Source organism: Rhizobium pisi, from assembly GCF_003938655.1.
Lineage (GTDB): Bacteria > Pseudomonadota > Alphaproteobacteria > Rhizobiales > Rhizobiaceae > Rhizobium > Rhizobium pisi.
Genome location: NZ_RJJT01000005.1, coordinates 116,169 through 142,737 on the forward strand (window position 1 = coordinate 116,169; position 26,569 = coordinate 142,737).

General features: G+C 62.7%; 16 protein-coding genes and 1 pseudogene. 6 read left to right on the plus strand and 11 right to left on the minus strand.

Going from position 1 to position 26,569, the window contains the following annotated elements; all coding sequences use genetic code 11:
* Positions 1 to 64: 64 nt before the first annotated feature.
* Positions 65 to 319 (minus strand): hypothetical protein, encoded by a 255-nt coding sequence (locus EFD55_RS08525; protein ID WP_125844290.1) that lies wholly within the window; start codon positions 317 to 319, stop codon positions 65 to 67.
* 49 nt (positions 320 to 368) lie between these two features.
* Positions 369 to 746, minus strand: a complete 378-nt coding sequence (locus EFD55_RS08530) for a hypothetical protein (protein WP_125844607.1) — start codon at positions 744 to 746, stop codon at positions 369 to 371.
* Between the two features lie 228 nt (positions 747 to 974).
* Between EFD55_RS08530 and EFD55_RS08535 the strand changes: the two genes are divergently transcribed.
* Genes EFD55_RS08535 through glgB form a run of 3 tightly spaced genes read left to right on the plus strand, consistent with a single transcriptional unit; the run spans position 975 to position 9,682 of the window.
* Positions 975 to 4,202, plus strand: coding sequence for an alpha-1,4-glucan--maltose-1-phosphate maltosyltransferase (locus EFD55_RS08535; protein WP_125844292.1), 3,228 nt, complete (start codon positions 975 to 977; stop codon positions 4,200 to 4,202).
* Complete coding sequence (gene treS / locus EFD55_RS08540) at positions 4,203 to 7,484, plus strand: maltose alpha-D-glucosyltransferase (RefSeq protein WP_125844294.1); 3,282 nt, start codon at positions 4,203 to 4,205, stop codon at positions 7,482 to 7,484.
* A complete protein-coding gene (gene glgB, locus EFD55_RS08545; RefSeq protein ID WP_125844296.1) occupies positions 7,481 to 9,682 on the plus strand; it encodes a 1,4-alpha-glucan branching protein GlgB in 2,202 nt (733 codons plus the stop codon). The genes treS and glgB overlap by 4 nt, the downstream gene beginning before the upstream one ends.
* A 21-nt stretch (positions 9,683 to 9,703) precedes the next feature.
* On the opposite strand, the gene EFD55_RS08550 is transcribed toward glgB, so the two are convergent.
* Together EFD55_RS08550 and EFD55_RS08555 are read right to left on the minus strand one after the other, a co-directional pair.
* Entirely contained in the window at positions 9,704 to 11,332 is a 1,629-nt protein-coding gene (locus tag EFD55_RS08550) for a thiamine pyrophosphate-dependent enzyme (protein WP_125844298.1), read from the minus strand.
* Positions 11,333 to 11,348: 16 nt separating this feature from the next.
* Positions 11,349 to 12,527: an amino acid aminotransferase gene (locus tag EFD55_RS08555; protein WP_125844300.1), complete on the minus strand. Its 1,179-nt coding sequence runs from the start codon at positions 12,525 to 12,527 to the stop codon at positions 11,349 to 11,351.
* Positions 12,528 to 12,678: 151 nt separating this feature from the next.
* On the opposite strand from EFD55_RS08555, the gene EFD55_RS08560 reads away from it, so the two are divergent.
* Positions 12,679 to 13,146 (plus strand): Lrp/AsnC family transcriptional regulator, encoded by a 468-nt coding sequence (locus EFD55_RS08560; protein WP_125844302.1) that lies wholly within the window; start codon positions 12,679 to 12,681, stop codon positions 13,144 to 13,146.
* Between the two features lie 18 nt (positions 13,147 to 13,164).
* On the opposite strand, the gene EFD55_RS08565 is transcribed toward EFD55_RS08560, so the two are convergent.
* The 5 genes from EFD55_RS08565 to EFD55_RS08585 all read right to left on the minus strand — a co-directional run bounded on the left by EFD55_RS08565 (position 13,165) and on the right by EFD55_RS08585 (position 16,906).
* Positions 13,165 to 13,926: an ABC transporter ATP-binding protein gene (locus EFD55_RS08565; protein WP_125844304.1), complete on the minus strand. Its 762-nt coding sequence runs from the start codon at positions 13,924 to 13,926 to the stop codon at positions 13,165 to 13,167.
* Positions 13,923 to 14,963: a FecCD family ABC transporter permease gene (locus EFD55_RS08570; protein WP_125844306.1), complete on the minus strand. Its 1,041-nt coding sequence runs from the start codon at positions 14,961 to 14,963 to the stop codon at positions 13,923 to 13,925. Before EFD55_RS08570 ends, EFD55_RS08565 begins: the two co-directional genes overlap by 4 nt.
* Positions 14,960 to 15,985, minus strand: a complete 1,026-nt coding sequence (locus EFD55_RS08575; RefSeq protein WP_125844308.1) for an ABC transporter substrate-binding protein — start codon at positions 15,983 to 15,985, stop codon at positions 14,960 to 14,962. The genes EFD55_RS08570 and EFD55_RS08575 overlap by 4 nt, the downstream gene beginning before the upstream one ends.
* Positions 15,986 to 16,144: 159 nt before the next feature.
* Positions 16,145 to 16,426 (minus strand): hypothetical protein, encoded by a 282-nt coding sequence (locus tag EFD55_RS08580; RefSeq protein ID WP_125844310.1) that lies wholly within the window; start codon positions 16,424 to 16,426, stop codon positions 16,145 to 16,147.
* 27 nt (positions 16,427 to 16,453) lie between these two features.
* Positions 16,454 to 16,906: a hypothetical protein gene (locus EFD55_RS08585; RefSeq protein ID WP_125844312.1), complete on the minus strand. Its 453-nt coding sequence runs from the start codon at positions 16,904 to 16,906 to the stop codon at positions 16,454 to 16,456.
* 167 nt (positions 16,907 to 17,073) lie between these two features.
* Between EFD55_RS08585 and EFD55_RS08590 the strand changes: the two genes are divergently transcribed.
* Positions 17,074 to 23,376, plus strand: a complete 6,303-nt coding sequence (locus tag EFD55_RS08590) for a HAMP domain-containing protein (RefSeq protein WP_125844314.1) — start codon at positions 17,074 to 17,076, stop codon at positions 23,374 to 23,376.
* A 10-nt stretch (positions 23,377 to 23,386) separates the two neighbouring features.
* Positions 23,387 to 25,062: pseudogene (locus tag EFD55_RS08595) on the plus strand (response regulator).
* 44 nt (positions 25,063 to 25,106) lie between these two features.
* Here the strand turns inward: EFD55_RS08595 and EFD55_RS08600 are convergent.
* Together EFD55_RS08600 and EFD55_RS08605 are read right to left on the minus strand one after the other, a co-directional pair.
* Complete coding sequence (locus tag EFD55_RS08600; RefSeq protein ID WP_125844316.1) at positions 25,107 to 25,946, minus strand: COG4705 family protein; 840 nt, start codon at positions 25,944 to 25,946, stop codon at positions 25,107 to 25,109.
* Positions 25,947 to 26,011: 65 nt separating this feature from the next.
* Positions 26,012 to 26,524 (minus strand): hypothetical protein, encoded by a 513-nt coding sequence (locus EFD55_RS08605; RefSeq protein WP_245438428.1) that lies wholly within the window; start codon positions 26,522 to 26,524, stop codon positions 26,012 to 26,014.
* Positions 26,525 to 26,569: the final 45 nt, after the last annotated feature.

The window sequence follows — 26,569 nt, forward strand, 5'->3', positions numbered from 1 at the left end:
TCGTAGTCTTCTTTCCAGAGAAACGAGTATCTGACCACCAAGCCCGGCGCAGGTTGGGGTAATTTCACTCCGGCGCAACGCCGTATTGAGCGTTTTCCATGTCTGAAATCGTCTCGTCGTCCAACTCTCCGACAACGAGAACTTCGCGCTCCCGGCGTTTCAGGCTCAGGTAGTGTTCAAGTTCGCTCGCTGAGAGATAGCCGCCGATGACCCGCCCGTGGCTGGTGACTTCAATCACCTTTCCGGTCATCGCCTCGTCCTGATATCGTGCGAAGCTGCGAGAAAATATCGTCGCGGGAACTCTCAGTGCCGGGGCCATTTTCCTCTTCTCGTATACAATGTGTAAAATACGTAAATTACACAATTTGTCAACGTAGGGAGTGGGATGTCAGTCCCGGCTTCCGCTTCACGGGGACATGCACATCCCAGCGTTTCATCACGGTATTCGGCACGGCCGCTGTGCAGATCACCATCACGCTGGGCTGCGAGCGTCCGAGGCTCTTCGGCGTCCATTGTGCCTGGAGGGGCACCGCACAGCGGGGAACCAGCACCTTCGCGTTGGGCTCCAGCACGTCCCATTGCTGAAGCTCCCGAGCATTTTCTTGCGCGATGAAGCGCCTGGCTTCCTCGCGGATTTCGAACAGGCCGTGCTTCTCGTGCGTGGAACGATCGGTCTCGATGCTCCAGGAGGCGAGGCACGCGACGCATCCGGACAACGTTGCGGCAAAGAGTATCGATCGAAGTATGGATGTGTCGTCGGCAGCCAAATGATCATCTCCCGGGAAGGTGGAAATTAGCCGGATACGGTACGAAATCTCAAGCGCTCTGCGTATCACCGGTTGCCTTTAATCGCGTTCCCTCGATCCGGCGGCTTCTGGGTCGGGCACTTTTCGCTTTGCCGCACTTCGGCGGATTCGGTGGAACAACAACCGCCGAAGGTAGTTTGTCTGAAAAGCAACTCGAGGCGGCGGCCGATGTTATTCTCTGCGAACCAGGGTGTGCGCAGCACCCCACCCCGGATCTATTACGTCAATCCGCTACTTCTCCAGGGCATCGATGCATGGCGCGAAGTTTTCGACCATGCGGCGGATATCGGTTTCGATCGGGTGCTGACGGCGCCCCTCTTCGATCGGGGCGGGGGCATCAGCGTATTCGCCTCCCGGGATTTCGATCGTCTCGATCCTGACCTGTCGCTTGGAAGCGCGGTCGAGGATGGAATAGCGCGGCTCGCGGAGGCCGCCGGCAAGAGCGGCGTCGGTTTGATGATGGACGTGATGCTCGACGGCAAAGCCCGAGATCCGCAAGCGGATTTCCGTCCGGTCGACCCGAGGTGCTCGCCGCTGGACCCGGCAGAGCCGATGAATGACATGGGAGCGGAGCGCCAATCGCAACTGCTGGCGGATTGGACCGAACGGCTGCGGCGGCTCTCCGACCTCGGCCTCTCCGGTTACCGGGTGCTGGGGATTGATCGCGCCTCGCCGGCGCTGTTCAAATCCCTGATTACGGCCGCGCGCGAGAAGGCAGAGGCGCAGTTCTTCGCCTGGACGCCTGGCACCGATTTTGCGGTGAGGAGCGCGATCGCGGATGCCGGTTTCACCGGATGTTTTTCATCGATGGCCTGGTGGGATCTCGACGAGAGATGGTTTGTCGAGGAGCATAGCGTCCAACAACCGTTCGGCTGGCAGATCGCCTTTCCCGAACCGCCATTCGCCCGGCGCATCGCGCATGGAACCGAGAGCCGTGAAATTCTCGAGCGGCGGGCCATCAGAGCGCTGCGCCTTGCCGCCTCGCTCGGCGGCGGCCTCATGGTTCCGATGGGCTTCGAATATGGTGCGGCGACGCCGCTTGATCCGACATATGGCGACGGCTCCGGCTTGCGGAAGCTGCGCCATGATCTCGCCTTCGATATCTCCTCTGAAATTCGCGTCGCCAATACCGAGATCGGCAAAGCCGACCATAAACGCGCGCCGGCGCTTCGCCTGATCCGCAACGCCAATGGGCCGGTTTCGGCGCTTCTGCAATCGGAGGCACAGGATCTGCGCAGCGCGTCGAATGTGCGGTTCATCCTGCTCAACCGGGACCTCAGGCGCAGTGCGCCGGCGCCGGTCACGGCGCTTCGCGAGGCCGCCTCCGGTTTTCTGCCCGTCACCGCCGACGGCGCGGCCCTGCGTCTGCGGGCAGGGGAGACCCTGGTCATCGAAGGCAAGGCGCCGGCGCCGTTCACATCGAGGCCCACCCTCGATGCCGAGCAGGCGATAGTCTCGCCGCGGCTTGCCATCGAAAACATCATGCCGCGCGTCGACGACGGGCGCTTTCCGGTCAAGCGTGTCGTCGGAGAGATCGTCACCGTCGAGGCGGATATATTCGCAGACGGCCACGACCCGATCACAGCGGTCCTTTGCTGGCGGCCGCTCGATGCTCTGGCGGAGTGGAACGAGACGGAGATGCAACTGGCCGAGAATGACCGCTGGCGCGCCGAATTCCTGCTGGAACGCGTCGGGCGCTACGAATTCGCGGTCGAGGCATGGAGGAACCCGTTCGCGATCTTTCGCTATGAATTGACCAAGAAGAACGACGCGAGGCTTGACCTGAAGCTGGAGCTTCAGGAGGGATTGAACCTCGTGCGCGCCGCGAAAGCCGAGGCGCCGGCAGCGCTCGGTGTCCAGTTGCAGGCTATCATCGACAGTCTCGAAAACGGCTCCGATTCCGAGCGCACGGCGATCCTGCTCGATCCCGCGACATCCGCGCTGATGAACAGGGCCGACAGGCGGCCGTTTCGGCTTCGCTCCTCGGCAAGTGCGGTCGATGCCGAGCGCAAGGCGGCGGCTTTCGCCAGCTGGTACCAGATTTTTCCGCGCTCGCAGAGCGGCGATCCAAACCGGCACGGCACTTTCGACGACGTCATCCCGAGACTGTCCGCCATCCGCGACATGGGCTTCGACGTGCTCTACTTCCCGCCCATCCATCCGATCGGTTCGACCAATCGGAAGGGGCGCAACAACAGCCTGAAGGCCGCACCCGGCGATCCCGGAAGCCCCTATGCCATCGGCTCCGAGGAGGGCGGCCATGATGCCATCCATCCCGAGCTCGGCGATTTCGAGGACTTCCGCCGGCTGGTCGAGGAGGCGGGCCGGCATGGGCTGGAGATTGCGCTCGACGTCGCCATCCAGGCCTCGCCGGATCATCCGTGGCTGAAAGAGCATCCCGGCTGGTTCGACTGGCGCCCCGACGGCACAATCAAATATGCGGAAAACCCGCCGAAGAAATACGAGGATATCGTCAACGTCGACTTCTACACGAAAGACGCGCTGCCCCCGTTATGGGTAGAACTCCGGGACATCATCCAGCTTTGGGTAGACCAGGGCGTCAAACTGTTTCGCGTCGACAACCCGCACACCAAGCCCTTCCCATTCTGGGAATGGCTGATCGGCGATATCAGGGCGCGCCATCCCGAGGTCGTCTTCCTGTCGGAAGCCTTCACCAAGCCGAAGGTCATGTACCGTCTGGCGAAGATCGGTTTCTCCCAGTCCTATACCTACTTCACATGGCGCAATGCCAAGTGGGAGCTCGAGCAATATATGCGGGAGCTGACGGAGGCGGCGCCGAAGGAATTCTTCCGCCCGCATTTCTTCGTCAACACCCACGACATCAATCCTGATTTTCTCCAGAACGCGCCGCGCCCGGCCTTCCTGATCCGCGCGGCCCTTGCCGCCACGCTTTCGGGCTTGTGGGGCGTCTATAACGGTTTCGAGCTTTGCGAGGGGCGTCCCGACGCCAAGCGCAAGGAATATGCCGACAGCGAGAAATACGAGATCCGTGCCTGGGATTACGACCGGCCGGGCAACATCATCGCCGAAATCAGGATGCTGAATCGCATCCGGAATGAAAATCCCGCCCTGCACTCGCATCTCGGGCTGACGCTGCTGAACGCCTGGAATGACAACATCCTCTTCTTCGAGAAGGCGAGCCGTGCCCGCGACAATGTCCTGCTGATCGCGATCAACCTCGACCCCCATCATTTCCAGCAAAGCGACGTCGAGCTGCCGCTCTGGCACTGGTCGCTCGGGGACGGCGGCACGCTGGAGGTCGAGGATCTGGTCGGCGGGCATCGTTTCAAGTGGACCGGCAAAAGGCAGAGCGTCAGTCTCAATCCTGAGATCCTGCCTTTTGCGATCTGGCGCGTTCGCGCAGCGGAGGCATGAATGGACACGATGAATCCCGGTAGCACCGAGCAGCCGCTCTGGTACAAGGATGCGATCATCTACCAGCTGCACATCAAGTCGTTCTACGACGCCAATGGCGACGGGGTCGGCGATTTTGCCGGCCTGCACCAGAAGCTCGATCACATCGCGGCCCTGGGCGTCAACGCCATCTGGCTCCTGCCTTTCTTTCCCTCACCGCGCCGCGACGACGGTTACGACATCGCCGACTACGGCAATGTCAGCCCCGACTACGGGACCGTGGAGGACTTCCGGGCCTTCGTCGATGCCGCTCACCAGCGCAATATCCGCGTCATCATCGAACTCGTCATCAACCACACCTCTGACCAGCATCCCTGGTTCCAGCGCGCCAGGGAGGCGCCGGCGGGATCGCCGGAGCGCGACTTCTATGTCTGGTCGGACAGCGATCAGAAGTTCCCGGAAACGCGCATCATCTTCCTCGATACGGAAAAATCGAACTGGACATGGGATGCCGTCGCCGGCGCCTATTACTGGCATCGCTTCTATTCCCACCAGCCTGACCTGAATTTCGACAGTCCGCTCGTCATGGAGGAGCTGCTGAAGGTGATGCGCTTCTGGCTGGAAACCGGGATTGACGGCTTTCGTCTCGACGCGATTCCCTACCTCGTCGAGCGCGAGGGGACGATCAACGAAAACCTGTCGGAAACCCACGCGATCCTGAAGCGCATCCGCGCCGCCCTCGACGCCACCCATCCCGGCGTCATGCTGCTTGCCGAAGCCAATCAGTGGCCGGAAGACACGCGCGAATATTTCGGAGACGGCGACGAATGCCACATGGCCTTCCACTTCCCGCTGATGCCGCGCATGTATATGGCGATCGCCAAGGAGGACCGGTTCCCGATCACCGACATCCTGCGCCAGACGCCTGAAATTCCCGAGAATTGCCAATGGGCGATCTTCCTGCGCAACCACGACGAGCTGACGCTTGAAATGGTGACCGATGCCGAGCGCGACTATCTCTGGGAAACCTACGCATCCGACAAGCGCGCCCGCATCAATCTCGGCATCAGGCGACGGCTCGCGCCGCTGATGGAGCGCGACCGCCGCCGCATCGAGCTGATGAACGCGCTTCTTCTCTCGATGCCGGGAACGCCTGTCATCTATTACGGCGACGAGATCGGCATGGGCGACAATATCTATCTCGGCGACCGGGATGGGGTGAGAACGCCGATGCAATGGTCTCCCGACCGCAACGGCGGCTTTTCCCGGACGGACCCGGCGCGCCTCGTCCTACCGTTGATTGCCGATCCGCTCTACGGTTTCGAGGCTGTTAATGTCGAAGCGCAGAGCACGGATGCCCATTCGCTGCTCAACTGGACGCGCAAGATGCTGGCGCTGCGCGGCCGGCATCCGGCCTTCGGGCGCGGTTCGCTGCGCTTCCTTTCCCCCGAGAACCGAAAGATCCTCGCCTATCTCAGGGAATATGATGGCGAGACCCTGATGTGCGTCGCAAACCTGTCGCGACTGCCCCAGGCGGTCGAACTCGACCTGTCGAGCTTCGAGGGCCGCGTGCCGATCGAACTGACCGGCATGTCCCCCTTTCCTCCGATCGGCCAGTTGACCTATCTGCTGACGCTTCCGCCCTACGGCTTCTTCTGGTTCCAGCTGGCGGCCGATGCCGACCCGCCGGCATGGCGCACCGCCCCGCCGGAACAGCTTCCCGATCTGGTGACGATGGTCATCCGCCGCGGCCTGCTCGATCTCGTCGACGAACCCGGGCATGCGCGCGTCCTCAGCAACGAAATTCTGCCTCCTTACCTCGCCAGGCGGCGATGGTTCGGCGCCAAGGACCAGCCGCTTCAAGCAGCGCGGCTGATCTCGGCAACGCCAATCCCCTACGCCGACGGCGTCGTTCTCGGCGAGTTGGAGGCGGTGCTGCCTGATCACAGCGAATCCTACCAGCTGCCGCTGACGGTCGCCTGGGACGATGCGCAGCCATCGGCGCTGACCCAGCAACTGGCGCTCGGGCGGGTTCGCCAGGGCAGGCGGGTCGGCTTCCTGACGGATGGGTTTGCCGTGGAGCGGATGGCCCGTGGCATCCTGCGCGGGCTTGCCGACCGCTCGCGCATCACCGGGCGCACCGGTACCCTCGAATTTCTCGGTACCGAGCGGCTCGACCGCCTACAGGTGAACGACCACATGCCGGTTCATTGGCTTTCGGCCGAACAATCCAACAGTTCGCTGATCGTGGGCGACATCGCCATGATCAAGCTGATCCGGCATATCTTTCCCGGCATTCATCCGGAGGTCGAGATGACGCGGTTTCTGACCTGCGCCGGCTATGACCACACGGCGCCCCTGCTCGGCGAGGTCGCGCATACCGATTCCAATGGGCGCCGTTCGACCTTGATCATCGTCCAAGGCGCGGTCCGCAACCAGGGCGATGCCTGGAACTGGATGCTGAACAATCTGCGCCGCGCCGCCGACGAACTCGTGTTGAATGACCCGGCCGTCGAGCCGGGAGACGACGTCTTCCAGTCGCTGATCAGCTTCGTTGCCATGGTCGGCCTCCGATTGGGCGAATTGCATGTCGTCCTTGCCGGGGAGAATGCGGACGAGGCCTTCAGTCCCGTCGTCGCCGGCGACGGTGAGGTCGAGGCGATAAAGAGGGCGGTTGCGGGCGAGATGGCCTATGCGATGTCGAAACTATCAGAACGCGAGGAAAACGCCGATCCCGCCGTCGACCTGCTGGCCGCGCCGCTTCTCGAGCGTCGCACAGAGCTGATCGAGCTCGCCGCGAGGCTGGCGGAAGCTGCCCGCGGCACGCTGATGACGCGCACCCATGGCGACTTCCATCTCGGCCAGATCCTCGTCAGCGAAGGCGATGCCGTCATCATCGATTTCGAGGGCGAGCCTGCGAAAAATCTCGCCGAGCGCCGGGCCAAGACGGTTCCGCTGCGCGACCTCGCCGGGCTTTTGAGATCGCTGAGCTATCTCGTCGCCACTGCCCAGCTCGAAAACGACGCGGTGACGGAGCACGAGAACGAAGTCCGCCGCGAGGCCATCGCCCGTTTCGGGCGCAATGCCGAGGCGGCGTTTCTCGGCGCCTATTGGCAGGCGGTCTCAGCGTCGAAGGCGCTTGCCATGCCGACCGATCAACGACGGAGGGTCCTTGATGCCTTTCTTCTCGAAAAGGCCGCCTACGAGATCGCCTATGAGGCCCGCAACAGGCCGAAATGGCTGCCGATCCCGCTCTCCGGCCTTACCGAAATCCTATCGCGTCTGACGGGGGGCAAGGCATGAATGTCGAACGCTCGGAACTTCTCTCAGGCATCGGACATGACGCGCTCTGGGCCTTGATCGAGGGACGCCACGGCGATCCTTTCTCGATCCTCGGTCCGCACGAGAGCGGCGGCATGACGATCGTGCGCGTCTATCTGCCGGGCGCTGAAGCGGTCGATCTCATCGATGCGGCGAGCGGCAGGGTGGTGACGCCCTTCAGTATCGCCCACCCTTCCGGCCTGTTTGCGGCGACGGCTTCAAGGATGGGATACCGGCTGCGGATCAAATGGCCGGATGCAGAGCAGATCACCGAGGACCCCTATAGTTTCGGTCTCCTGCTCGGAGAGCTCGACCTCCATCTGATCTCCGAGGGCACGCATTATAGCCTGAGCCGGACGCTCGGCGCGGTTGATATGTCGATCGACGATGTCGCGGGCGTTCGTTTCGCGGTCTGGGCGCCGAATGCGCGCCGCGTCTCGGTCGTCGGCGACTTCAACGCCTGGGACGGACGGCGAAACCCGATGCGGCTGAGATCATCGGCGGGCGTCTGGGAACTGTTCGTTCCGAGGCTCGCGCCCGGCGAGAGATACAAATTCGAGATCATCGACGCGCAAGGGACGTGCTTGCCGCAGAAGGCCGATCCGGTGGCGAGAGCAAGCGAGGCCGCCCCGTCCACCGCCTCGATCGTCGCATCGTCGACGCCGTTTCGATGGACCGATGACGGCTGGATGAAGCACCGGCCCCGGCGCGACGGGCTGGAGGGCGCCATGTCGGTCTATGAGGTACATGCCGGCTCCTGGCTGCGTGGGAATGGCGGGCGATCGCTCGACTGGGTCGAACTCAGCCAGCGGCTCGTTCCCTATGCGAGCGAGATGGGATTTACCCATATCGAGCTGCTGCCGATCATGGAGCATCCCTTCGGAGGCTCCTGGGGATACCAGCCGCTCGGACTGTTTGCCCCGACCGGCCGTTACGGCACGCCTGAAGATTTCGCCTATTTCGTCGATCGCTGCCATGGCGCCGGCATCGGCGTCATTCTCGACTGGGTGCCGGCCCATTTCCCGACCGACGTCTGGGGTCTCGCCCGCTTCGACGGCAGCGCGCTCTATGAACACGAGGATCCGCGCGAGGGTTTTCACCGCGACTGGAACACGCTGATCTACAATCTCGGCCGCAACGAGGTGAAAGGCTTCCTGATTGCCAGCGCCCTGGAATGGCTCGAACGCTATCATGTCGACGGATTGCGCGTCGATGCGGTGGCCTCGATGCTTTACCGCGACTACAGCCGCAACGAGGGGGAATGGATTCCCAATCAATATGGCGGCCGCGAGAACCTGGAGGCGGTGGAATTCTTCAAGCACCTGAACAGCATCGTCCACGAGCGCTGCCCGCATGCGATTGTCATCGCCGAGGAATCGACGGCCTGGCCTGGTGTCACCAAACCGCCCGAAGAGGGCGGGCTCGGCTTCGACATCAAATGGAACATGGGCTGGATGCATGACAGCCTGAGCTATATCGAAAAAGATCCCGCCTACCGGAGCTACCACCACGGCACGATGACCTTCGGGATGATCTATGCCTATTCCGAGCGCTTCATGCTGCCGCTTTCCCATGACGAGGTCGTCTACGGAAAAGGCTCGCTTCTGACCAAGATGCCGGGCGACGAATGGCAGAAATTCGCCAATCTGCGCAGCTACCTCGGCTTCATGTGGGGCCATCCCGGCAAGAAACTGATGTTCATGGGCGGCGAGATCGCCCAGCCCAGCGAATGGAACCACGACGCATCGGTCACGTGGGATGTGCTGGACCGGCCTTCACATGCGGGGCTGCAGCGCCTGGTCAGGGATTTGAACGTCTTCTACGGGCAGGAGCCGGCCCTGCAGTTCGGCGACTTCCATCCCGAGGGCTTCGAATGGGCGGCGGCCGACGACGCCGTCAATTCCGTCCTCGGCATGTTGCGTTATTCCTCTGATCGTTCCTCCTCGGTGCTCGTCGTCTCGAATTTCACACCCGTGCCGCGTTACGGCTACAGGATCGGCGTGCCTGAGGAAGGGGTGTGGATCGAGAAGATCACGACGGATGCGCGGGAATATGGCGGCTCCGGCCTCGTCAACGGCGCAGTATCGAGCGAACCCGTGCCGGCGCACGGCCGACCCTTCTCCCTGTCGCTGACGCTGCCGCCGCTGGCGACGATCTTTCTCAAGGGACCTTCGGCGTGAAGAAGCCGCCGGCCCTTGCGGTCATTCGGCGTGCGGGGTCGGATGAATGAAAGGCCAGGGGCTTGCCTCGGAGCCTTTTTCGATCGGAACCGCGATGAGAACAGGCTCATCGAGTGAGAGCGCTTTCTCCAATATGTCTCTCAATTCGCCGGGGCTCGTCGCCTTGAAGGATCGGACGCCGAAGCTTTCGCCAAGGGCGACGAAATCAGGATTGGTCAGGTCCGAACCGAGATAGCGGCCTTTATAGGTCTGCTTCTGGTCGCGCAGCACATTGCCGTAGGCGGAATTGTCGAAGACGATCGCGACGACATTGATCTTGTGCTGGGCGGCGGTCGCGAGTTCCTGGACGCCGAATAGGAAGCCGCCATCGCCTGAAACTGAGACAACCGCTTTGTCGGGGTTGGCGATTTTCACGCCGAGAGCGGTGTTGAAGCCAAAGCCCAGATTGTCCTGATAGCCGCATGTCACGTACTGGCGAGGGCCGTAGACCGGGAAAGCAAACCGGGCGGTAAAACCCATCTGGCAGATTTCCTCGACGAAGAAACCGTCCCTCGGCAGGACTTCGCGGATGGCATCGAGATAGGCAAGCTGCGGCTGCACCGCCGAGAAACGAGACCTGGCCTCTTCGTTGAGCTCGGCGAATTCGCGCGTGCGGTCGGCGCGGCCGGACCCTGCTAGCGCATCGATCAAGGCCTGCGTTCCATCTTTCGCATCCGAGACGATCCCGACGTCAGGCTTGAGGCGGACCATCTCGGTCGGATCGATATCGATGCGAATGATCTTCAGACCCTTGGGAAGCCATTTCCAGCGCATGAACTGCAATTCGAGCCGGCTGCCGATCCCGATCAGGACGTCTACCTTCTTCCAATATTCATAGGCGGCGACGAAATTCAGATAGTTCGGGTGGTCGTCGGCGACGATGCCCTTGCCGGAGCGATGGGAGGTGACCGGGGCCTGCAGCTGTTCCGCCAGGGCGGCGATCTCGGATCCGGCATCCGCCGCGCCGCCGCCGACCATGATCATCGGATTCCTGGCGCCTGAAATCAGCGCCACCGCCGCGGCGATCTCGTCGGGGTTTATGGCCGGATGAGGCGCTCTCACACCGACGTGGAGATCGATCTCCGGGCCGGATCGCCCAAACACGTCCCACGGCGCTTCGACGGCTCCCGGACCCTGGCGGCCGGAGAGCATCTTGCTGATGACCCCTGATATGACGGGGCCGGTTTCGGACTGGTGATCGATGCGTTCGGCCGTCTTCGTGATCCCGCGCATGGTGGCGAGCTGATCCGGCAGTTCGTGCAACTGTCCTCTGCCCTGGCCGATCAGGTGGGACATGATGTTGCCGGTCACGCAAAGCACCGGCGCGTTGGCGCCGTAGGCGGTGCAGAGAGCCGCTCCGGAATTGAGGACGCCGGGGCCTGGCACGACGGTATAGGCGCCGATCCGGCCGGTGGATTTGGCATAGCCATAGGCCATGTATCCGGCGCCCTGTTCGTGCCTCGTATGAATGAACCGGATTTTATCGCCCGCGCCATAGAGGGCGTCGTTGAAATCATACATATGGGCGCCGGGGATGCCGAAGACCGTGTCGATCCCATGGGCGACAAGCGAACGGGTCATCGCCTGGCCGGTCGTTTCTTTCCTGCTCATTTGGAGGCTCCCATGTCTATGATGTCAGGCAGCCTTCGGCTCTAAGCGCCGCAACGATGGCGTCGGCATCCGTCGGCTGCATGCCGGCAAGGTTCATGCGCCCGGAATCCGCCAAGTAGATGCCGTGGCTCGCCCTGAGCGCGACTGCCGTATCCCTCGACATGGAGAGATTGGAAAACAGGCCGCGCTGGCGGGCGATGAAGGCGAGATCAGGAGCGGCGGCGGCGAGTGCTGCGCGATTGCCATTGACGCGCTGGCACATTTCTTCGAGTTCGGCGCGCCACATTGCCGACATCTCATCGCTCTCGAGAATGGTCCTGACGATTGCGGCCCCGTGGTCGGGCGGCATGGACCAGTTGACTCGGGCATGTGCCGCCATGTTGCTTTCGGCCTTCCGGAGGTCATCCCCATTGCGGGCCATGACATAGAGCGCGCCGACACGCTCGCGATAAAGGCCGAAGTTCTTGTCGCAGGAATAGGCGATCAGCGCCTCGTCGACCCCTTCGAGGATCATGCGTGCCGGTGCGGCATCCTGTTCGAGGCCATCGCCAAGCCCCTGATAGGCAAGATCGATGAAAGGCACCAGCCGATGCGCAACGAGGAGTTTGGTAATCTCCGCCCACTGTTCCATGGTGAAATCGATGCCGGTCGGGTTGTGGCAGCAACCGTGAAGCAGCACGACGTCGCCTTCCCGGGCGGAAGACAGGGCGGCGACGACGCTTTCGAATTTCACCTGCTGCGAAACCAGGTCGACGAAGGCGTATTCCTTGACCGGCAGTCGCGCCGAGCCGAAGATCGGCGCATGGTTGGGCCAGCTCGGCGTCCCGAGCAGAATGGTCGCCGATGGATGTGCCGTTTGGATAAGTTCGGCGCCGAGACGCAGAGCGCCGCTTCCGCCCGGTGTCTGGATGCCGACGAGGCGATGACCGAAATCAGGCGCCTTCCCGAAAATGATCGGCTCAAGGAGGCGGACGAATTGCAGATCGCCTTCCGGGCCGAGATATTTCTTGCTGTCCTGGGTCTCCAGGAGAAACTGCTCCGCCGCCTTGACGGCACGCATCACCGGCGTGCGTCCCATGGCGTCACGATAGACCCCGACGCCGAGGTCGATCTTTCCCGCGCGATCGTCGGCCTGGAAGGCCTTGATGAGTGCAAGCAGGCTGTCGGCTGGCCGGCTGTTCAGTTGGTCAAACACAAGTCCACCTCGTTTTCCTAAGTCTGGCCTGGAGGCTAACTGAAATTTCGCGATGATTTTCTGCGATTATCTCCCTGTGACGACGTATCCGTGCAGACAATCTGCGTGGTGTGGCTATGATGTGCAGAAATTCACCGTCAGAGGAGGAGCTATGCTTGACCCGTTCGATATCAAACTGCTTGCCGCCCTTCAGCAAAACAGCGAGCTGACGCAGGCAGAGCTGTCTCAAAAGGTCAATCTCTCCGCCACGCAATGCGCGCGCCGTTTGGAAAGGCTGCGTAAAGAGCAATATATCCAGAGTGTCGTTGCCATCCTCAACCCCGCAAAACTGGGTTTCACGGTCGTTGCTCATACGCTTGTCAGCCTGAGAGCACATACCGAAGGCGGAAACGAGCAGCTTCATCGCTTTATCGAGACCGCGCCGGAGATTCTGGAGTGTTATTCGCAGACCGGCGACGCCGATTTTCTGATGAAGGTGATGACGCGCGACCTCGAACATCTCAGCCAGTTTCTGGAAAGGATGATCCGCGTCACCGACAATCTGGCACTGGTCAAATCGAGCATTGTCCTCAAGACGCTGAAGAAGACGACCGCCTTGCCGCTGCAGATCGTGACGTGAGAGGGGCTCCAGCCGCTCTTACTTGAGATAGTGGATCTGCGGGCGCGAATGGTAGGGCGAAGCTTCGATGCGGGCTTCGACGGAAAAGACGTCGCGCAGGAGGTCCTCGCTCAATACGTCCTGTGGTGCGCCGGAGGCGACGATCCTGCCTTGCTGCATGATAACAAGCTCATCGCAGAACATGGCGGCATGGTTGAGATCGTGCAGAGCGACGATGCTAGTGATCGGCAGGCCGGAGACGAGCCGCATCAGGCCGATCTGGTGCTGGATATCGAGATGGTTTGTGGGCTCGTCGAGGATCAGCTCCTGCGGCGACTGGGCGAGTGCCCTTGCGATATGGGTGCGCTGCTTCTCGCCGCCCGAGAGGTTCTGCCAGCGATCGTCGCGCTTCTCCGCCATGCCGACGCGTGCAAGAGCACTTTCTACCGCTTCTTCGTCGGCCTTCGTCCAGCTCGCGAAGATCGACCGGTGCGGGAACCTTCCGAGCTTGACGACATCAACGACCTTCAGATTGGCATTCGTCGTGGCATGCTGCTCGACGAAGGCGATGCGGCGGGCGATCGAGCGGCGGCTGATCGTGCCGATGTCGCTGCGGTCGAGCGTAACGCGGCCGGAATGCGGGCGCTTCAGGCCGGCCAGAAGCCTGAGCAGCGACGTCTTGCCCGAGCCGTTCGGTCCGAGCAGGCCGAGCATCCGGCCGGGCTGTGCCTCCAGGGAAACGCCGTCCAGAATGGTCTTCCTGCCAATTTTCCAGGTGAGGTTGTCGGCCTTGATGCTCATGACGCGCGCTGGAACCGGTAGAGGATGATCGAGAAGAAGGGAACGCCAACCAGCGCCGTGACGACGCCGATCGGCAGGATCTGGTTGGGAATGAGGGCGCGCGCGGCGATATCGGCGACCACCATGAAGATCGCTCCCCCGATGGCGCAGGCCGGCAGGAGGCGGATATGGAGCGGCCCGACGACGAAGCGGGCGACATGCGGCACGACGAGACCGACGAAGCCGATCGAACCGACCATGCTGACGATCGTCGCCGTCATCATTGCGGTCAGCGCAAAGAGCACCATGCGGGCGCGGCCGACATTGACGCCGAGCGAGGAGGCGGCCTCGTCGCCGAAAGCGAAGGCGTCGAGCACGCGGGCGTAGAACAGACAGGCGCCGAGGCCAAGGCCGACGACGATCGAGACCAGCGCGAATTCCGGCCAGCGCACGCCGCCGAAACTGCCGAGTAGCCAGAACATAACGTCGCGGGCCTGCTGCGCATTGGCCGAGGTGGTGACGATATAGGAGGTCGAGGCATTGAAGAGCTGCGATGCGGCCACACCGGCAAGGATGGTGCGGTCGGCGCCGCCACGGGTGCCGTTCGACAGCAGCGCCACGAAGAAGAAGGCTGCGAAGGCGCCGGCAAAGGCGCCGGATGACAGCGAGACCGCGCCCGCGCCGATGCCCAGGATGACGATCGCGACGGCGCCGGTGGAGGCGCCGGCGGAGATGCCGAGCACATAGGGTTCGGCAAGCGGGTTGCGCAGCAGCGACTGCATGATTGCGCCCGAGAGCGCAAGGCCCGCGCCGCAGAAGGCGGCGACGAGCGCCCGGCTCAGGCGATAATCCCAGATGACAGTCTCGTGGATGCGGTTCAGCTCGACCGCGGTCCATCCGAGCCGGTTGGTGGCGGCCGAAAAAGTGGTCGTCAGCGGGATCGGCAGGTCGCCGATCCCGACGCTGACGCCGATGGCGACCGCGATCAGGCAGAGAGAGGCGAGCAGCAGTGCCGTGACCGCTCCCAGCTGCCGCAAGAGACTGCCCGCTTCCGTCACTTCAGGAGACCGAGAGCCTTCAGCTGCTCGGCCACCTGTTCGGCGCCGTAGATCGTACGGATGGTCGGGTTCATCGCCTGGCCGTCCATGACGACGATCGCCTTGTTCTTGACGGCGGGGATCTGGCTGACGGCCGGATCGGTGGTCAGGAACTTGATCTTGGCCTCGGGCTTGTCGAGTTCCCAGCGGTTGCGGTCGAGGCTGGCGACGACGATGACGTCGGGGTTGGCGGCGATGATGCCTTCCCAGCCGATCGTCGGCCATTCCGCTGCTGCGTCGATGGCATTGTGCCCGCCGAGCAGGTCGGCGATGAAGCCGGAGGCGCTGTTCTTGCCGCCGACATAGGCATCGGCCGACGGGCTGGGGCTGGAGAACCAGAAGACATAGGACAGGTTCTTGCCGTCCTTGGAAACGCCGGAGCGAAGCTTGGCTTCACGCGCCTTGAAGTCGGCAATCACAGCCTGCCCGCGGTCGGCGACGTCGAAAATCTCAGAGAGTTCGTCGATCTCCTTGTAGAGAAGGTCCATGTTCCACAGCTCGCCGCGGCTGCCGTACTGGTCCTTGACGTCCTTGGTGCTGAGGCAGGTGCTGGGCGAGAGATAGGTGGCGACGCCGACCTTGTCGAAATCGTCGCGCTTGGCGACCTTGCTGTTCGGCCCGACGAGACTCGGCAAGGCCACCGCCACGAAATCAGGATTTTCGGCGAGCATCGACTCGAAGGTCGGCATTTCGACGGTGAGCAGCTTGACCTTGGCATTGGCCTCGGCGAGCTGCGACAGGACCTTGCTCGGCCAGAAGGCGGTGCCGACCATCTTATCCTCGAGGCCGAGCAGCAGCAGGATTTCCGCGCTGTTCTGGCCAAGGCCAATCGCCCGCTCGGGCGCCTTCTTGAACGTCACCTCAGCGCCGCAATTTTCCAGCGTCAGCGGATAGGTCGTCGAGCCGGCGAATGACGGCGTTGCGGCAAAGCCGATCAGGGCGGAGAGGCCGCATGCGGCCAGAAGTGATTTGAGGCTGGTCACGAAGTTATCCCGGTGCGTGAATATATGCGGCCGGGGGTATAGCCGCAGGAGCGGCTTTAAAACAAGACAAAAATGATCAACTTATCGCAAAAATCGAAAACCGAATGCCGGCGCCGGCTTAATGATCGCCGGGGCCGCAAACAAAGCCTTCGAACATGGTCAGCCGAGCTTGCCCACAAGCCTGGCATAATCCGAAAACGTGGCTCCTTCGCCTTTGCCGCCGGCTTCGCCGGCGAGCTGCAGCACGCGGATCGGAAACAAGATCGCCGCTTGGTTGGCGCCGGAGAGCTCGTGATCGTCATCCTCCTCGATCGCCCTTCGAGCTTTCGAAAGCGCGGCATCGATTTCCCCGCGTGTGAGCAATTCCTTCTCGGCGATCGCGTCGCATAGCGAGGCCATCGCCATGATCAGGCCCTTGAGCTGCAGATTGGCCGTATTCATGAGAACTCCGATGAAAAGGAAGGAACCCTATTCCGGCTGGACCGAGCGGATGGTGTCGACTGACACCGTGCCGTCGAGAATGCCGCGTTTGAGATCGCTCCTGTTCCGGTCGATCTCGATGACAGTATAGAGCTTGTCGTCGCGGAAAGCACTGGCATTGGTGGTGGTCACATCCTCGGCGGGAGCCGCATCCACTTCCATGAAGTCGAGTTCGCGCGCCGCGGCGACGATCCTGGCATCGCCCGCCGTTCTGGCGGCCACGACGATGACGCCGTGCCCGGGGGCATTATCCCATCTGGGATCGTCAGGTGCTGCGATCGGTTCCAGCCGGTAGACGTTCAGCATCTCGCCGCCGGTTTCGGGCGATGCCTCCGCCGCCGCATCCTGCATCTGCGCCTGGCTCTCGACCGACCTTCCGAAGGTGGTCGGGCTGGTCGCGTTGTTGATGTCTTGCCTGCCTGTCCTTGAGACGTTCGACATGTCATTCTCCTTGTCGGGACGGAAACGACGACCGGCGGTAAACTGTTCCCGCACCGGCAAAGTTTGGCGCTTGACGTTGGGTTAGCTCGACCTCTGCAACCCTGCAGAGCCCCCATACACTTTTTCCAGCGGAGCACTAACTACTTGGTTTCGAACAGGGGGTTTCCGTGAGCAAGCAAACCAGTGAATTTTCGCGCGACGACGCCGTGGCAGAAAGCCTCAACGGACACGACTACAAAACCATGGCGTTCGCCGACGCCAGCGCACTGCTGGAGGTCCTCGTCGCGGTCAGGCGCGGCGACTTTTCCGTGCGCATGCGCACCGACCTCACCGGCGTCACCGGCAAGGTCGCCGATGCGCTGAACGACATCATCGCCGCCAATCAGCGCATGGCCCAGCAGCTCGAACATGTGGGCCAGGTCGTCGGCCGGGACGGGCGAACGAGCACGCGGGTGCGCTTCGGCCTGTCGGATGGTTCCTGGTCCGAAATGGAGGGCTCGATCAACGGTCTGATCGACGATCTCCTGTGGCCGACGACGGCGGTCACGCGCACGATCACGGCGGTCGCCAAGGGTGACCTCCTGCAGACAGTGCCGCTCGATGTCGATGGGCGGGCTCTCAAGGGCGAATTCCTGCGCTCGGCCGATATCGTCAACACGATGATCAAGCAGCTGAGCGTCTTCACCTCCGAGGTGACGCGCGTCGCCCGCGAAGTCGGCACGGACGGCAAGCTCGGCGGGCAGGCGCAGGTGCCCGAGGTGACGGGCGTCTGGAAAGACCTGACCGAAAGCGTGAACTCGATGGCGTCGAACCTGACGGCGCAGGTGCGCAACATCGCGGAAGTGACGATCGCGGTGGCGAACGGCGACCTTTCGAAGAAGATCACCGTCGACGTGCGCGGCGAGATCCTACAGCTGAAGGAAGCGATCAACACCATGGTCGACCAGCTCAGATCCTTCGCCTCGGAAGTGACGCGCGTCGCCCGCGAGGTCGGCACCGAAGGCAAGCTCGGCGGCCAGGCGCTGGTGCCGGGTGTGGCCGGCACCTGGAAGGATCTGACCGACAGCGTCAACGCCATGTGCGGCAACCTGACGGCCCAGGTGCGCAACATCGCCCAGGTGACGACGGCCGTGGCGCGCGGCGACCTCTCGCGCAAGATCACCGTCGACGTCTCGGGCGAAATTCTGGAGCTCAAGGAAACCATCAACACGATGGTCGATCAGCTGAACGGTTTTGCCGGCGAAGTGACGCGCGTGGCGCGTGAAGTCGGCACCGAGGGCCGCCTTGGCGGCCAAGCGCAGGTGCCAGGTGTCGCCGGCACCTGGAAGGACCTGACCGACAACGTCAATTCCATGGCGTCGAACCTGACGGCCCAAGTGCGAAACATCGCCGAGGTCTCGACCGCGATCGCCAATGGCGACTTGTCGAAGAAGATCACGGTGACGGTGTCGGGCGAAATCCTCGAGCTGAAGGAAACGATCAACACCATGGTCGATCAGCTGAACGCCTTCGCCTCGGAAGTCACCCGCGTCGCCCGCGAAGTGGGGACGGAAGGGCGGCTCGGCGGTCAGGCGAACGTGCGCGGTGTGGCCGGCACCTGGAAGGACTTGACTGAAAACGTCAACTCGATGGGCGGCAACCTGACGGCGCAGGTGCGCAATATCGCCGAAGTCTCCACAGCGATCGCCAATGGCGACCTGTCGAAGAAGATCACCGTCGACGTGAAGGGCGAAATCCTCGAACTCAAGGAAACCATCAATACGATGGTCGACCAGCTGAACGCCTTCGCCTCGGAAGTGACGCGCGTTGCCCGCGAAGTGGGGACGGAAGGGCGGCTCGGCGGCCAGGCGAACGTGCGCGGCGTCGCCGGCACCTGGAAGGACTTGACCGACAGCGTCAATTCCATGGCCTCCAACCTCACCGGTCAGGTGCGCAACATCGCCGAAGTCGCGACCGCGGTCGCGCAGGGCGACCTTTCCAAGAAAATCACTGTCACAGTGTCGGGGGAAATCCTCGAACTGAAGGAGACCATCAATACAATGGTCGATCAGCTGAACGGCTTTGCCGGCGAGGTGACGCGCGTCGCCCGCGAAGTCGGCACGGAAGGCCGGCTTGGCGGCCAGGCGAACGTGCTTGGCGTCGCCGGCACCTGGAAGGACCTGACCGACAGCGTCAACTCGATGGCCGGCAACCTGACGGCGCAAGTGCGCAACATCGCCGAAGTTTCGACTGCAATCGCCAATGGCGACCTATCGAAGAAGATTACGGTGTCTGTCTCGGGCGAAATCCTCGAGCTCAAGGAAACCCTGAACACCATGGTCGACCAGCTGAACCGCTTCGCCTCGGAAGTGACGCGCGTCGCCCGCGAAGTCGGTACCGAAGGCAAGCTCGGCGGCCAGGCGCAGGTGCCGGGTGTCGCAGGCACCTGGAAGGACTTGACCGAAAACGTCAATTCCATGGCCTCCAACCTCACCGGCCAGGTGCGCAACATCGCCGAAGTGACGACGGCTGTCGCGCGCGGCGACCTGTCGCGCAAGATCACCGTCGACGTGAAGGGGGAAATCCTCGAACTGAAGAACACCATCAACACCATGGTGGATCAGCTGAACGCATTCGCCGGCGAAGTGACCCGTGTTGCCCGCGAAGTCGGCACCGAAGGCAAGCTCGGCGGCCAGGCGCAGGTCTCGGGTGTCGCCGGCACCTGGAAGGATCTGACCGACAGCGTCAACTCCATGGCCGGCAACCTGACGGCGCAGGTGCGCAACATCGCCGAGGTGGCGACCGCGATCGCCAATGGCGACCTCTCGCGCAAGATCACCGTCGACGTGCGCGGCGAAATCCTGCTTCTGAAAGATACGCTGAATACCATGGTCGATCAGCTTCGCTCCTTCGCCGGCGAAGTGACGCGTGTCGCCCGCGAAGTCGGCACCGACGGCAGGCTCGGCGGCCAAGCCGTCGTTCCCGGTGTGGCCGGCACCTGGAAGGACCTGACCGACAACGTCAATCTGCTCGCCGCAAACCTCACGACCCAGGTTCGAAACATTGCCGAGGTGACGACGGCTGTCGCCCGCGGCGACCTCTCGCGCAAGATCACCGTCGACGTGAAAGGCGAAATTCTCGAACTGAAGAACACCATCAACACCATGGTGGATCAGCTCAACGCCTTCGCCGGCGAAGTGACGCGCGTCGCCCGCGAAGTCGGCACCGAAGGCAAGCTCGGCGGCCAGGCGCAGGTGCCTGGCGTCGCCGGCACTTGGAAGGATCTGACCGACACCGTCAACGTCATGGCCGCCAACCTCACCGAGCAGGTGCGCGGCATAGTCAAGGTGGTGACGGCGGTCGCGAACGGCGATCTCAAGCAGAACCTCACCGTCGCCTCCAAGGGCGAGGTGGCGGCCCTTGCCGAAACCATCAACAACATGACCAACACGCTTGCGACCTTCGCCGATCAGGTGACCACCGTGGCGCGTGAAGTCGGCGTCGAAGGCCGCCTCGGCGGCCAGGCGAATGTTCCCGGCACCGCCGGCACCTGGAAGGATCTGACCGGCAACGTCAACCTGCTTGCCGCAAACCTGACGACGCAGGTGCGCGCCATCGCCGAAGTCGCGACCGCCGTCACCAAGGGTGACCTGACGCGGTCGATCAAGGTCGACGCGCGCGGCGAAGTGGCCGAGCTCAAGGACAATATCAATACGATGATCGACAACCTGCGCCTGACGACGGAGCGCAACACCGAGCAGGACTGGTTGAAGACCAACCTGGCGCGCTTCACCAACATGCTGCAGGGCCAGCGTGACCTGACGCTGGTCGGCAAGATGCTGCTCTCGGAGCTGGCGCCGCTCGTCGGAGCCCATCAGGGCGTCATCTACCAGGTGGATGCCGACGAGAGCCAGCCGTTCCTGTCGCTGCTGTCGGTCTATGCGCAAGGGGTCGAGGCTGCGCATCCGCCGCGGCTCGACTTCGGCCAGGGCCTCGTCGGGCAATGCGCGAGCGACGCCCGCCGCATCCTGGTCACCGACCTTCCCGACAATGTCGTCCCGATCAGTTCCGGCGTGTTCACCACTCTGCCGCGAAGCGCCATCGTCCTGCCCGTGCATTTCGAGGGGCAGGTGAAGGCGGTGATCGAGCTTGCCTCCGCAGGCGAATTCACCGAGCTGCAGCTCTCCTTCCTCGACCAGCTGACGACATCGATCGGTATCGTCCTCAACTCGATCGAAGCGACCATGCAGACCGAAGGCCTGCTCAAGCAATCCCAGCAGCTCGCCGCCGAACTGCAGACGCAGCAGCGCGAACTGCAGCAGACCAACGAACAGCTGGGACAAAAGGCGCAGCAGCTGGAAGAACGCAACGTCGAGGTCGAGGCGAAGAACCAGGAAATCGAGCAGGCCCGCCGCGCGCTCGAGGAAAAGGCAACCGAGCTTGCGCTGACATCGAAGTACAAGTCGGAATTCCTCGCCAACATGTCGCACGAGCTGCGCACGCCTTTGAATTCGATCCTCATCCTCGGCCAGCAGCTCGGAGAAAACCCCGATGGAAACCTGTCGGGAAAGCAGGTCGAGTTCGCCAAGACCATCCACGGCGCCGGCACCGATCTCTTGAACCTCATCAGCGACATCCTCGATCTCTCCAAGATCGAGTCCGGCACGGTCTCGGTCGATGCCGAGGAAATCTTCGTCAGCAACCTGCTCGAAGTCATGGCACGGCCGTTCCGGCACGAGGCCGAAAACCGCAATCTGTCCTTTGCGGTCGAGGTCGGCGCCGATGTGACGAAGAGCATCATCACCGACTCGAAGCGACTGCAGCAGATCCTCAAGAACCTCCTGTCGAACGCCTTCAAGTTTACCGCGCAGGGCGGCGTCACGCTGCGCGTCGCATCGGCAACGAGTGGCTGGTCGCCCGAACATCCTTCGCTCCGGCATGCGCCCTCGGTCATCGCCTTCGAGGTCGTCGATACCGGCATCGGCATCCCGCCGGAGAAGCAGCGCATCATCTTCGAGGCCTTCCAGCAGGCGGATGCCTCGACGAGCCGCAAATATGGCGGCACTGGCCTGGGTCTGGCAATCAGCCGCGAGCTGGCGAACCTGCTCGGCGGTGAGATCCAGCTGCGCAGCACGCCGGGCGTCGGCAGCACCTTCGTCCTCTACCTGCCGCTCACCTATGTCGGCGCCGGCGCGGTCGCGCCGAAGCCTGTTGCGACGCCGGCAAATGTCGTGGAATTCGCCGAGGCGGCGGCGAGCCGCCGTGCCGAAAAAACCACGGAGCATGTCGCGGACGACCGTCACCGGATCGAGCATGGCGACTCCGTGCTACTCGTCGTCGAGGACGATGCGCATTACGCCCGCGTCCTCGTCGATCTCGCCCGCGACAACGGCTTCAAGGTGCTGGTCGCGATGCGCGGCAGCGACGCGCTCGCTCTCGCGCAGGAATACAGGCCGGCGGCGATCTCGCTCGATATCTTCCTGCCCGACATGCTCGGCTGGACGGTGCTGAGCCAGCTCAAGCAGAATTCGCAGACGCGGCACATTCCGGTGCAGATCATCAGCCTCGACGAAGACCGCCAGCATGGGCTGACGCGCGGCGCCTTCGCCTTCATGAGCAAGCCGACGACGCCTGAGGGACTCGGCAAGGCGCTGTCGCGGCTGAAGGCCTATGCCGAGCCGCGCCGCAAGCACCTGCTGCTCGTGGAGGATAACGAAGCCGAACGCCTGAGCGTCACAGCCCTTCTCGGGCACGACGACATCGACATAACGAGCGTCGGATCGGGATCGGAGGCGCTCGCCATACTCCGGCAAGGTTCCGCCGACTGTGTCGTGCTCGACCTTTCCCTTCCCGATATGTCCGGCTTCGAAGTGCTGGAGCAGATACGTGACAATGACGAGATCGCCGAAGTGCCGGTGGTCGTCTTCACCGGCCGCGAGCTTTCCCCAGAGGAGGACGCGACGCTGCACAGTATGGCCCGCAGCGTGGTGGTGAAGGGCGTCGAGTCGCCCGAACGCCTGCTCGACGAGACGGCGCTGTTCCTACACCGGGTCGTCGCCGACCTGCCGGCGGCAAAGCAGGCGACGCTGCAAGAGCTGCACAGCTCCGACGAGGATCTCGTCGGCGAAACCGTGCTGCTCGTCGACGACGACGCCCGCAACATCTTCGCGCTGAGCAGCGTCCTCGAACGCCGCGGCATGAGGGTGCTAACCGCAACGACCGGCAGCGAGGCGATTGACGTCATCAACAACGAACCCTCCGTCGCCATCGTGTTGATGGACATCATGATGCCCGGGATGGACGGCTACGAGACGATGCAGGTCATCCGCTCGGAGCCGCGCTTCCGGCGGCTGCCGATCCTGGCGCTGACGGCCAAGGCGATGAAGGGCGACCGCGAGAAATGCCTGGAGGCGGGCGCCTCGGACTATCTGGCGAAGCCCGTCAACACCGAGCAGCTTCTGTCGGCGCTTCGCATGTGGCTGCATCGCTGAGGGGCTGGCCATGAACCCCGTCAACATCCTCCTCGTCGACGACCAGCCCGCGAAGCTCCTGAGTTATGAGGTCATCCTCGAAGAACTCGAAGAGAACCTCATCAAGGCGCAGTCCGCCCGCGAGGCCTTCGAGCACCTGCTGCGCACCGAGATCGCCGTGATCCTCGTCGATGTCTGCATGCCCGAGCAGGATGGTTTCGAGCTCGTCAGCATGATCCGCCAGCATCCGCGCTACCAGAACACGCCGATCATCTTCGTTTCCGCCGTCATGCTGGCCGAACCCGACCGGCTGCGCGGCTATGCGGTCGGTGCGGTCGACTATGTCTCCGTTCCCATCGTGCCCGAAGTGCTGAGGGCCAAGGTCCGGGTCTTTGCCGATCTCTACAGGAAGACGCGCGAACTCGAACGCCTGAACGCCGATCTGGAGGCCCGGGTGCGCCAGCGCACCGCCGAACTCGAAACCTCGGCGGCGCAGCTGCGTGAACTCAACGAGGATCTCGAGCACCGGATCGACCAGAGGACGCGCGAGCGCGAGGAGGCGCTGGCCCAGCTCTTCAAGCGCAGAAGCTCGACACGATCGGCCACCTGACGGGCGGCGTGGCGCATGACTTCAACAATCTCCTGATGGCGGTGCTTGGCAGCCTCAACCTGCTGAAGAAGCGGCTTCCCGCCGATGAGCGCAGCGAACGCCTGGTGACGAACGCGATCCAGGCGGCCGAGCGCGGCACGGCGCTGACCCAGCGCCTGCTAGCCTTCGCGCGCCGACAGGAACTGAAACCGCAGGCGATCGATTTTCTCAGGCTGTTCGAAAACGTCGAGGATCTCCTCGCCAAGGCGGTCGGACCGCGCATCGAAATCCACAAGCGCATCCCGGCCGATCTGCCGCCGTTGCTGGTGGACAGCAATCAGCTGGAACTGGCGTTGCTCAATCTCTTCGTCAATGCGCGGGACGCGCTGGAAAGCGGCGGTGCTGTGACCGTGGCCGCCGCTCGGGCCGAAGAGGCGCCGTTGCCCGGTCTTGCGGGCGGGAATTACATCAGAATATCGGTGTCGGACGACGGCGAAGGCATGGACGAGGCAACTGTCTCACGCGCCGCCGAACCGTTTTTTACCACGAAGGGTGTCGGCAAGGGCACCGGTCTCGGCCTGTCGATGGTTCACGGCCTGGCGGCGCAATCCGGCGGCTCGATCCAGATATCGAGCACGCGAGGAAAAGGCACGACCGTTTCCCTCTGGCTTCCCGTCGCCGAGGCCCTCGCGAAGGCGCCTCCTGTCGCCGAGCCTCCGATGGCGGAGGCGCCGAAACCGGTGTCGAGATCCCTTGCCATATTGGTGGTCGATGACGACGCTCTCGTCAGGACCGGAACCGTGGCGATGCTGGAAGACCTCGGCCACCTGCCGCGGGAAGCCTCTTCTGCTTCGCAGGCCCTGGAATTTCTGTCCGGCGGCCAGGATTGCGACCTCGTCATCACCGATCATGCCATGCCCGGCATGACGGGCGCCGAACTCGCGCGCCACCTTCGCTCCTCCTTCCCCGGCCTGCCCGTCATCCTCGCTTCGGGCTATGCCGAGCTGTCCGAAGACAATGCGCTCGGCCGGATGCTCAGGATGACGAAGCCGTTCACGCAGGAACAGCTTCAGGTGGCGATGGACAAGGCACTGTCTGGCAAAGTCGCGGCGGCTTGATGAACTCGGACGCCGCGCCGGTGACAATGAAACGCTAGGCCGCTTCAGAGTTCTTCTTCGGCGACAGTGAACCTTTGGCTGTGGCTGGCCTTTGTCAATTTGCCATCCTCGTCGATCTCAGCCAGCTCCTCGCCTTCATGCCGCACGCTCATGAAGGCTACGATCGTGACGATCGCGGCGAGGAAGATTGCACTCGTTATGATCGTGCCGAAACCGAGGCCGCCATATTGTGCGGGCTGAGACATCAGGTCGCCGAACGAAGCACCGAGAGGCCTTGTCAGAATGTAGACCAGCCAGAAGGCAAGTATCGGATCGAGACCCAAGAAGAAGTAGCCGATGGCAAGCGAGATGATGATCATGCCGAACAGGACGCCGGTAGCCAGGTATCCCAGCGCGAATTTTTCGGCCACCAGATCGCCGGCGGCCGTGCCAAGCGCGAAGGTGAACAGAATGGCGAGCCAATAGAAAGCCTCGCGCCGCCCGGTGAATATGGAGTGGATCGAAAGAGTCCGCTCCGTCTGGAACCACACCAGGAAAGTCAGCGCCAGGGCGATCGAGAAAGCAGTCGTCGTAGCCAGCAGCGGCACATGGAAATTGTCGACCAGATTGTCGGTAATCAACGTGCCGACGATGCTGATCAGCACCACGGAAAGCCAGTAGGCGGCGGGAACATATTTCTTCTGCGCAAATTGCCAGACCAATGCGACCGCCAGAATTGCCGACATGATCAGCGATGTCGCCGTCAGCCCTAAACCCATCTGTACATTGAGATAGTCGGCCGCCGTTTCACCCATGGTGACAGCCATCAGTTTAATGAGCCAGAAATCCGTCGTGACGCGGGGAACGCGATTGTAAACAGCAGCTTTGGTGGTCGGTGCAGACATAGCGAGTATCCTTGCATGGGCGCTGAACGTCCCGGAGGGCAGTTCGGGGGCGAGCAGCCGCCCGCCTATTGAGCAGGCTGAGCCGGATTGTTGAGAACCGCCATAAGAGCGGTGAGCGCTTTGCTGACTTTGTCAGCCGACGGAGCGGATTGACGCAGTGCCTTCAGCGCCGCGTCAGAGGCGGCGTCTATATTGTTCCAGTCATTCTGGTTTAGCGGCCGGATTGCGGTCTCGGCCTGGTCCCACGCCGTTTCATAGTCGGTGATGCGCTTTGCAGCGCTGGCGAGGTCGCCTTTGGAAGCGAGGGTCTGGACATCAGCTATGATCGTCTTGAATGGCGACAGATCGCCGAGGCTCGCCGTTTTGGCGGGTGCGGTACTGGCGTAAAGTTCAAAACTCGTGAAGGCCGCCACCGGAGCGGCAATGAGCGCGATGGCAAGAAAAATCTGTCTCATCAGTGGATTTCCCCTGAATTCTGGCGATGCAAGGAAGGCATCACTTCCGTTCGCCGGTTGAATGGCCCGCCTGCGGTAGCGCGATACGCTCGCTGCTCTCCCGTTGACGGTCGGTTCGCCCACCGTGATTACGCGGGTTCAATTAGATGAGAATTAGGGCGGAGGTCG